The 8,990-nt window shown below is 41.4% G+C and carries 7 protein-coding genes and 2 pseudogenes; 6 read left to right on the forward strand and 3 right to left on the reverse strand.

The window, feature by feature from the left end; genetic code table 11:
- Positions 1-71: 71 nt before the first annotated feature.
- Positions 72-350, forward strand: a complete 279-nt coding sequence (locus tag V7L31_RS29680) for a sensor histidine kinase (RefSeq protein ID WP_334699547.1) — start codon at positions 72-74, stop codon at positions 348-350.
- A 140-nt stretch (positions 351-490) separates the two neighbouring features.
- Here the strand turns inward: V7L31_RS29680 and V7L31_RS29685 are convergent, their stop codons facing one another.
- On the reverse strand, positions 491-2,875 hold the full coding sequence (locus tag V7L31_RS29685; RefSeq protein ID WP_334699548.1) for a putative bifunctional diguanylate cyclase/phosphodiesterase: 2,385 nt from the start codon (positions 2,873-2,875) through the stop codon (positions 491-493).
- A 790-nt stretch (positions 2,876-3,665) separates the two neighbouring features.
- On the opposite strand from V7L31_RS29685, the pseudogene V7L31_RS32750 reads away from it, so the two are divergent.
- Positions 3,666-3,809, forward strand: a pseudogene (locus tag V7L31_RS32750) (ATP-binding protein); the annotation flags it as partial.
- 90 nt (positions 3,810-3,899) lie between these two features.
- On the opposite strand, the gene V7L31_RS29695 reads toward V7L31_RS32750, so the two are convergent.
- Entirely contained in the window at positions 3,900-4,151 is a 252-nt protein-coding gene (locus V7L31_RS29695) for a hypothetical protein (protein WP_334699550.1), read from the reverse strand.
- A gap of 109 nt (positions 4,152-4,260) precedes the next feature.
- Here V7L31_RS29695 and V7L31_RS29700 point away from each other — a divergent pair, with 109 nt between their 5' ends.
- Positions 4,261-4,461, forward strand: coding sequence for a hypothetical protein (locus tag V7L31_RS29700; RefSeq protein ID WP_334699554.1), 201 nt, complete (start codon positions 4,261-4,263; stop codon positions 4,459-4,461).
- Here the strand turns inward: V7L31_RS29700 and V7L31_RS29705 are convergent.
- Positions 4,408-5,372 (reverse strand): annotated as a pseudogene (locus V7L31_RS29705) (RpoD/SigA family RNA polymerase sigma factor). The gene V7L31_RS29700 and the pseudogene V7L31_RS29705 sit on opposite strands and share 54 nt — an antisense overlap.
- Positions 5,373-5,742: 370 nt before the next feature.
- Between V7L31_RS29705 and V7L31_RS29710 the strand changes: the two are divergent.
- The 3 genes from V7L31_RS29710 to V7L31_RS29720 all read left to right on the forward strand — a co-directional run.
- Positions 5,743-5,985, forward strand: coding sequence for a hypothetical protein (locus V7L31_RS29710; RefSeq protein ID WP_334699551.1), 243 nt, complete (start codon positions 5,743-5,745; stop codon positions 5,983-5,985).
- A gap of 128 nt (positions 5,986-6,113) precedes the next feature.
- On the forward strand, positions 6,114-6,275 hold the full coding sequence (locus V7L31_RS29715) for a hypothetical protein (RefSeq protein ID WP_334699552.1): 162 nt from the start codon (positions 6,114-6,116) through the stop codon (positions 6,273-6,275).
- 339 nt (positions 6,276-6,614) lie between these two features.
- Positions 6,615-8,990, forward strand: a 2,376-nt coding sequence (locus V7L31_RS29720) for a strawberry notch-like NTP hydrolase domain-containing protein (protein WP_334699553.1), incomplete at its 3' end; no start/stop codon positions are given.

An 8,990-nucleotide genomic window follows, 5' to 3' on the forward strand; every position in this document is an offset into this window, starting at 1 on the left:
TATATGGTTTCTGTTTTGGCGGCGGCTCTCCCAAATTCAACACTCTCCTAGAATCCTACTGTCAATAGGGTTTGAGATGCGCTAACCCTGGCATTGCTACTGAGGTTTTAGATAGTAATCAAGTAATGATTCGAGTTATTGACAATGGCTGTGGAATGACAGAGAAAGTGAGGCAAAAAATGTTTGACCCTTTCTTTACAACCAAACCTGTTGGTTCAGGTACAGGTTTAGGAATGTCAATTAGCTATAAAATTGTAGACAAGCATGGTGGTCAGTTGAAGTGCATTACACAACCGCTTGAAGGCACAGAGTTTCAGCTCCAACTCCCGATTAGGAGTAATTCTTATTGAAGCTCTATGTACTTTAAGAGAAACCAATCTAATTATTTTCTTCGTAACTTCAAGATTTCACAACAAATGATATAAACATCCTGCTGATTAGTAAAAACAACTTTTATGGTAAAAATTCAGCACTCATGAGTTAGAAGCTTTTATGCTCTTAAAAATGATTGCCCAGAAGCTAGTAAAGTTCTTGCTTGTTCTCGATCTAAAGGCTTTGAAAATAAGTATCCTTGTGCTTGTTGACATTGCAACAATTTAAGTTGCTTTAATTGGTCAATCGTTTCTACCCCTTCTGCAACGACACTCATTCCTAAATTATCAGCTAAAGTAACAATAGCCCGAACAATAGCGAATTGTTCAGTATCGCTATCAATGCGATTGATAAAGGAGCGGTCAATCTTGAGAACATCAATGGGAAAATTATGCAAATAAGCTAGAGATGAATAACCTGTCCCAAAATCGTCAATACATAATTGCAACCCAAAAGCCTTAAGCTGTTTAAGGACAGAGGTAGCCTTTTCAGGAGAGGCAATAATTGCAGTTTCAGTGATTTCTAGCTTTAAGTTGCTAGGGCCAAGACTTGTATCTTGAAGGATTTGGCTGATTTGTTTAATTAAATGAGGTTGAGAGAACTGTTTACCAGAAAGGTTAACATTGAGCGTTAAGGGTTTGATGGCAGGAAATTGTAGTTGCCACTGCCGCAATTGCTTACAAGACTCAGTTAGTACCCATTGACCAATTGGGATAATCAGTCCAGTCTCTTCTGCTACGGGAATAAACTCGGCTGGAGAAATAAGTCCACGTTCTGGATGCTGCCAGCGAACCAGTGCTTCAAATCCTGTAATTGTTCCCGTTTTTATACAAATAATTGGCTGGTAAAAAATGCACAACTCCTGTCGTTCAATTGCCCAGCGTAAGTCAGTTTCTAACTGCAACAGCGCTACTGCCCGATCGTACATAGTACTATCAAAAACTATATGTCCAACTTGACTCTGTTCTTTAGCGCGGTAAAGGGCAGTGTCAGCATCTCGAAGTAAATCTGCGGGTTGAACGTATTGGTTTGTACCTAAAGCGATGCCAATGCTAGCAGTCATAAATACTTCATACCCGCACAAGTTGAAGGGCGACTTTAATGCCTGATGTATATGTTCTGCGATGTCGGTCGCATCTTCAATAGTTTGAATATGGGAGAGCAAAATGGTAAACTCGTCTCCACCTAAGCGAGCAACAATGTCGTCAGGCTGCAAACATTGTTGTAAACGTTGAGCAAGTGTTACCAATAGTTGGTCGCCAACTAAGTGTCCTAAGCTATCATTGACGACTTTGAAACGGTCAAGATCAAGGAACAACACAGCAAACAAATCATCTGGATTATGTTTTATCTGTGCAATGGCTTGTTCTAGCCTGTTTATAAATAGAATTCGATTGGGCAGTCCAGTCAGAGCATCATAAAAAGCATTGTGAACTAACTTTTCTTCAAGAAGTTTGCGTTCAGTAATATCAGTCTGGATACCAATAAAGTTAGTCAAGTAACCGGAATTGTCAAACACAGGAGCTAAGTAGAGTTCATGCCAAAACGGTACATTATCCTTGCGGTAATTCCGTAAAATGACATGACATTCTCTTCGTTCTTGAATTGCATTACGCAATTCCTGAAGGGCTAATTGCTCTGAATCGTTTCCTTGCAAAAAGCGGCAGTTTCGGCCAATTACTTCACTGGCACAGTAACCTGTGATTGATTCAAAGGCTGGATTGACATAAATGATCGGATTATCTGGTTGATTGGGATCTGTCAAAATAATGCCATTACTACTAGCATTAATCGCACGTTCCATTAGATGTAAATCTACTTCTGGCTCCTGTAAAGGTGAGATTTTTTCAACTGATTGAGCGTTCTGATTACCTGTAGTGCTTACAATAGAAGGGTTCGCATCAACCAAATTGGATTGGCTGTATGTGAAGTCAATGGGGTCTGTTATCTCTTCTACAGTAGTTGTTAATGAAAAATCCTCCTGCTGGGTTTTTAAATGCTCAGTACTATTCATAAATATGAATAGTGCTGCTAGTTTGTCTTCGTAATTAACAACCTTAGCTGAAATTTCCGCCTTAAAAGTATCACCATTGGCTTTTTTGACTTCTACGGCACAATTCTTGATGAGGTTGCCACTTTTAAGGTTATTAACTAATTTAGCCCATAAAGTTGGCTGGTCATAAAAACTAGGGATGATTTTGTCGAATCTTTGACTTGGCTCAATTGCAAAAAAAGACGCTAATAATTCGTTTCTAAAGAGAACTTGCTGGCTTTCGAGGCATACAATTCCAATCGGGAATGGGCTAAGTTCCGTTAACGAATAAAGTATCTGCTGCCAGTCTATTTTTGGTTGATTATCTAATTCTTTCACCTCTGGCAATGAATTTCTGTTCGGATAGTTGCACCCAGTGAGGTATTCCTTACTTAACAAAATCGACTTTTCAATGAGATTATTTTGCTTCTGCTGATTTTGGTACACATTAAAGTCAATTTTGTTTTTCAATTTTTTTTATAAATTGGCAAATTAGCTCAATCCTATATTTGACGTTTTTAATAAGCTGTAACACAGGACTTATAAAACTCTTCAAATAGGAAAAAGCAGATGATTTTATTTTGCTAGTTAATGTCAGAAGTATGTATTTTCTTAAAATACTCAGTGATTTCTCAAAACATAAATGTTTAGCATCTATTACAGATACCTAAAGAGGAGATAGTGTCTTAGGCCAAAATGCCCAGAAATTGGTGATTTTAAGCATTGGTTATAAAGTTTTTTAACTATTATTAATTTACCCCTTTAGATAGATGAAGTTACATATTTTACTAAATCTTTACCTAAAGATAATATTGCTTAATATTACTAGGGTTTGCTAGTAGTCAAACCATTTGGAGGGTGTAACTTGTAGTACTCTCCCATCTGCCTGTTCCATAAGACGGCAAAGATAGGGGTAAAACCAATACCGTTCGGTTAAGACATCTTTTTGTTGAGAAAGCTCTTATGCTTACCTTTTAAGGAGAGGAGACGCTACGCGAACATGAGTAAATTTCTTATCTGAACCGTATTGCTTTCTTCACCACAAAACCTGTGGGTAAAGGGACAGGTATGGAATGGCACTAAGAAAAGCGTAAATCTCTGCTATTCCTAGCTTTTGGGCGTGGGGTTGCAGGTTCGGGTGTGGGGAATTAAGAAGATGTTGAACTCCTTGACGTACTGGTATTCAAATTGTCTGAAACCCTACACCCTACCCCCAACACCCTGCCCTGGCGAGGTTTCATCTTTTCTTAGTGCCATTCGGACAGGTATGGGTTTGTCCATTAGCTACCAGATTGTTGCTGAAAAACATGGTGGTTCACTCTCATATACCTCAGAACCCGGCAAGGGAGCAGAGATTCAAATCCGTATTCCAGTTTGTCAGGAAATCAGCAACAAGCATTCCTAACATGGCCATGGTGAAGGAAGGAGTTCAATCAGCATATCGTCGTAGCGTTGAACCCTCGCAAATTGGTAGAGGTATTGCTAAGACAACAACTCATCCCGCAATACCTTTTCCACTCAAGTAGTTCATCGCTCTGGGTTTCCTCTTGTCTATAGGGACTACTTTCGATTGCTTGGGAGGTTGAGGCGGATGACATTTCTCGCAATATAAAGGTCGGACACCAAAGGTTTCTCGTTGTGTAGGTTGTTCGCACTGCTTACACACAAAGTTGAAAACGCGAGTGTGAATTTCCCGCTTGTGCGCTCTGACGGTGTACTCTCGGACTTCAATAGTTTTGCTGGGCATCGGTTCTTTCTTCGGTGTTCTATTTATAAGGATAGTTTCTGGCATCAATATATTTATGCATCATTTGATTGAAACAGTGAGGTTTTTCGCCGGGGATTAAGCAGAGGCGATGCCACCGGTTCATGGCAGGTACGCGATCGCACTCCTGACAGCAGCAATTGGAGGCATTTTTAACAGCAGTGGCGATTTGTTTCCAGCCTTTGGAGTAGCGAGTTCGACTTATATAAATGAAACCAGAGTCAAACAACCTTTAGTCCTAGTTAAGAAGATAGTCTTTAATCTTGTTTTGATGAGAGCGCAAAATTTTTAAAGCAAGATGTTCACTCTTACGAATTGTCTCTCGACTAAGATTTAGGCGTTTTGCAACTTGACTCAAGGTTAGTTGCTGATTATCTTCCAATCCAAAACGTAGAGTCAATACTTCTCGTTGCCTTGGATTGAGCAATGCCAGCAACTTACTCAAGTCTTGATGTAAAAGCTCTTGAGCAAAAGCTCTTGAGCTATTTGCTCATCTAGGGAAATACCATCCATCGGTAAAATATCAGCTAGTTCAGTTTCACGCTCATCCCCAACTCGCATTTCTAGCGACACTGGAGCGCGGGAAACGTGAAGATATTCCCGTATTTGATTGGGTAATAGATTTAAGGATTCGGCAATTTCTGCTACAACTGGAGGACGACCTAAAGATTGAGACAGTTGCTGCTGTACTCTCCTGATTTTGTTTAATTTCTCATTGATATGGATTGGCAGACGGATAGTGCGAGACTTTTCTCCGATCGCGCGTGTTATTGACTGCTTAATCCACCAGTAAACGTAGGTTGATAGTTTATAGCCTCGGTTGGGATCAAACTTTTCGATTCCCTTTTGCAAACCCAGTGCCCCTTCTTGGAGCAAATCGAGAAAATCTAAATTGTGGTTCTGGTATTTTTTGGCAACAGAAACCACCAGCCGTAGGTTAGCTGTCACCATTTTCTCTTTAGCTTTTTGACCTTGTTGAATGATTGACTGTACTTCAGCTTCAGTTTGCCCAAGCGAGGTAGCTAATTCTCTTGTGGTTGGTTCTCGGTTTAATTGAACTGCGAGACTTGCACGCTGTTCTTCAATAGCCATCATCTGCTGCACAAGCCTAGCATTTGTAATTTCTTGCTCAGGAGTTAGCAGAGGGTAGCGTCCAATTTCTTTAAGGTAGGAGCGAACTAAGTCGGTAGTTGGGCTAGGCATACTTTCAATTAGTTGTGACGACTACTTTTATTTTTCGTTTGAATAGAAATTTTTATTTCAAGAATTAGCTAGCAAATTAAATCTTAACCATAGACTTAACCCAATTTTTATCTTTGGAAAGCAAGTTTATAAATATAATACTTGAAATCTAAAAATAGGTAAATACTAAAAGCTGTTTTATTTGACAATTAAGCTTTAAAGTAACAGAGAAGTTTGGCTAAATTAAATCAAAGAGACGCTACGCTAAATTTAGAGTGAAGTCCTCTCTTAAAGAGAGGAGGCGTTCAAATTCGCTTCATATTTGGACAAGGCTCAAATCCGCTTTGCGTAAATCAATTGAAAATTACAAATACTTAGTTGATAAATAATCATGGATATGCAATCTCTGCTCACTTTGACAATAGTAGCTATCTTTTGGGCATTCGTTACTCTCGTCATGTTCCAGTTCATTAACGGACTATTTGTATCGGCTGCTTATGCTAATAATGTGGTTTCGGTTGGCAATCTAAATATAGCGGCTTCTACAATTCCATCAGTATCAGAAATAATCACACCACAACAATTCGCAATTCGCAGTTCGCAATTCGCAATTGCAGATGTAATTGAAAATTAACTCCTGAAGGGATATAAGCTCCTAATTTTAATTATGTAAGAACTCAGATATATGTGAACTATATTCAAGCCCTCAAGTTCAGTTCTGGGGTTTTAATTGCGAATTGCGACTTGCGAATTGCGAATTGAATGGGATTACTGCCTCCAGTTAAAGAAGTTTCACCACAACCAAAACGTACTACTCGTTCAAATCAAGCTAACAATGCTGCCAACAAGTCACTGAAAAACAAACAGGTTGATGTAAAGTCTTCAGGCAAGCGCAAGCCAGGTAGACCGCGTAAAACTGCTTAATTCGCTTTTTAATTCTCGTCCGATCACCGAAGAATAAATATCTGAAGGTTCAAAAGTTTAAATGAGGCTAATGAAGAAGGTTAAAGGGGAAAGGGAACCAATAACTTAAAAGCTCTTGTTCCAAATAAAGACGCTGCTAAGTTCTCGCACTACGTGTCTCAAAAATCTTCTTTTTTGTTCTCCACAATTAAGACAGGGGCTTTCTACCTTGTGGGGAAAAGTTCTAAATTCTGTGCCCTTTCCCCCTTCCCCCTTTCCCTTTTCCCCTTCTTGGTAATTGCCTCATTTATTCTTAATAGGAGAAAGGCTTCGCCATAGCAAAAGTGAAAAAATAATATTGTGAGTGATGCAATGGTACAGCAACTTTTCACTCAAGGTTCTTTATTCGATTTGCAAACAGTAATCGATTATGGGCAGTCAGTTATTAATGTTGCCCAAGAGCTTGCAAAAGTTTTAATAGATAATCGCCCTCTCTCTACGAAAACTGTTTCTTCCCAGATGAATCGCTACTTTCTAGGCACTGCCGCGTCTGGTGCATGGCAATGGAAAGATGCTTACGAAGCTGTGGAAGTGGCGCAAATATTATATCTGCGTCATCTGGGAATTAAGATTTTATCACTACAACCTCAAGTGGTTGTGCAACAATTAGAAGAATTAACAGCCCTCTGTCCGACGCATACTCGCCGTAGTGAAGAGTCAGTACAGCTTCAGCAATTCTCCACCCCTCTGCCGCTTGCTTATCTGGTAGCCAAAGCAGGATTTATAAAGGCTGATGATTTGATTCTGGAGCCAAGTGCCGGAACTGGTCTATTGGCACAAATGGCTAAACTGCACAGTGCAAGTCTGATGCTCAACGAGCTTGCATCGGATAGAACGAAGATTCTGCGACGGTTATTCCCTGGCACTCCACTATTCTCAGTAAACGCAGAACAGATTAACGACTATCTGGTTGGCAAGACTCAGCCCTCAGTTGTGCTGATGAATCCGCCTTTCTGTGCATCTCCCAAAATTAACAGTCGCAACCCCGACGCAACTAAGAGCCACATCAACTCGGCATTGCAAAGACTGGCTGACGGTGGACGGCTGGTAACAATCACAGCCAATTGGTTCTCTCCGGCTAACCCAAGCTGGCGAGAGACTTTTGTTAGGTGGCACTCGGAAGCACGAGTTTTAATGTCGGTCGGGGTTAACGGCAAGGTTTACTCAAAACATGGGACAACTATCGACACTCGGATTACAGTGATCGACAAAGTTCCGGCTGACTCCAGCGAAATCCCTTGTATTTCAGAAACCTTGGACTTACCCGAACTGCTGGCGTTGATTGAGCAATTACCTGAGCGATCTCCGTGGGAACGCTCAGAAAAAATCAAAGCTGCTGCGAAGGCAATTGTTGTTCAATTGCCAAAACGTACTACAGTTGCACAACCAGAAACAGTTTCCTCTCTTCCAGACGACATAGTAGTGTTGGAATACGAAGTCGTTGAATGGTCTGCTACAGAAGGACTCAAAGATACTTTATATGAAACCTATCGCCCACAACGAATCATAATCAAGGACGCTTTACCTCACCCCTCGCTTCTTTGTGAAAGTGCAGCCCTAGCACTTGTCTCGCCACCACCACCAACTTATAAACCGCATCTTCCTAGCAATATTATCACACAAGGCTTGTTGTCAGAGGCACAACTTGAAAGCGTTATTTACGCAGGTCAGGCGCACTGTGAATTTCTGTCTGGGTCTTATATTGTGGATGATTCTTGGGATAATGTGACTGTAGCGGCAACTGGCGAAGAAAATGCTGTAAAATTTCGGCGTGGCTGGTTTCTTGGCGATGGGACAGGTGCGGGGAAAGGAAGACAATGTGCAGGAATCATCCTCGACAACTGGTGTCAGGAACGAAGAAAAGCAATCTGGGTATCAAAGAGTGCTGCTCTTATTGAGGACGCACGTAGAGACTGGTGTGCGCTCGGAGGTAGTGAAAAAGATATCATTGACCTGAGCAACATCAAACTTGGCGACCCCATCCCTTTCACCCAAGGCATTCTGTTCTGCACGTACTCTACTCTACGTTCTCAAAAGAATGGTAAAAGTCGGCTTAAGCAAATCGTTGAGTGGGCAGGCAAGGACTTTGAGGGAGTGATCGCCTTTGACGAGTGCCATGCAATGGGCAACGCGATGGCGCAGGAAGGTAAACTCGGTATGGTTGCAGCATCCCAGCAAGGCATTGTTGGGCTGCGGTTGCAAAACGCATTACCGCAGGCACGGGTTATCTATGTTTCTGCTACTGGAGCGACGAAGGTTTCCAACCTATCTTATGCAAATCGTCTGGGGCTTTGGCAGACGGGCGACTTTCCGTTTACCTCCCGTGAGGATTTTGTGGAATCCATTGAGGGCGGTGGTATTGCCGCAATGGAAGTCGTCGCTAGAGATTTGAAAGCGCTCGGTCTGTATTTGGCGCGGAGTCTTTCATTCGAGGGGGTGCAGTATCAGACTCTCGAAATTGAGTTAACGCCCACGCAGGAACGGAGTTATAACAGCTACTCCGATGCTTTTGGTGTTATTCATAATAATTTAGAAAAAGCGTTAGAAGCTTGTAATATCTCTGGCGCAAAAACGTACAATCGTGCTGCTAAGATGTCTGCTAAGTCGCAGTTTGAAAGCCATAAACAGAGATTCTTCAATCATCTGCTGACCGGGATGAAATGCCCCACCCTGATC

This window comes from Nostoc sp., from assembly GCF_036916655.1.
Taxonomy (GTDB): domain Bacteria; phylum Cyanobacteriota; class Cyanobacteriia; order Cyanobacteriales; family Nostocaceae; genus Nostoc.

Bases quoted from the DNA above. Each gene is read 5' to 3' on its own strand.
- V7L31_RS29695 (WP_334699550.1), bottom strand. From the start codon at position 4,151: ATGCCCAGCAAAACTATTGAAGTCCGAGAGTACACCGTCAGAGCGCAC.
- V7L31_RS29700 (WP_334699554.1), top strand. From the start codon at position 4,261: ATGCCACCGGTTCATGGCAGGTACGCGATCGCACTCCTGACAGCAGCA.
- V7L31_RS29710 (WP_334699551.1), top strand. From the start codon at position 5,743: ATGGATATGCAATCTCTGCTCACTTTGACAATAGTAGCTATCTTTTGG.
- V7L31_RS29715 (WP_334699552.1), top strand. From the start codon at position 6,114: ATGGGATTACTGCCTCCAGTTAAAGAAGTTTCACCACAACCAAAACGT.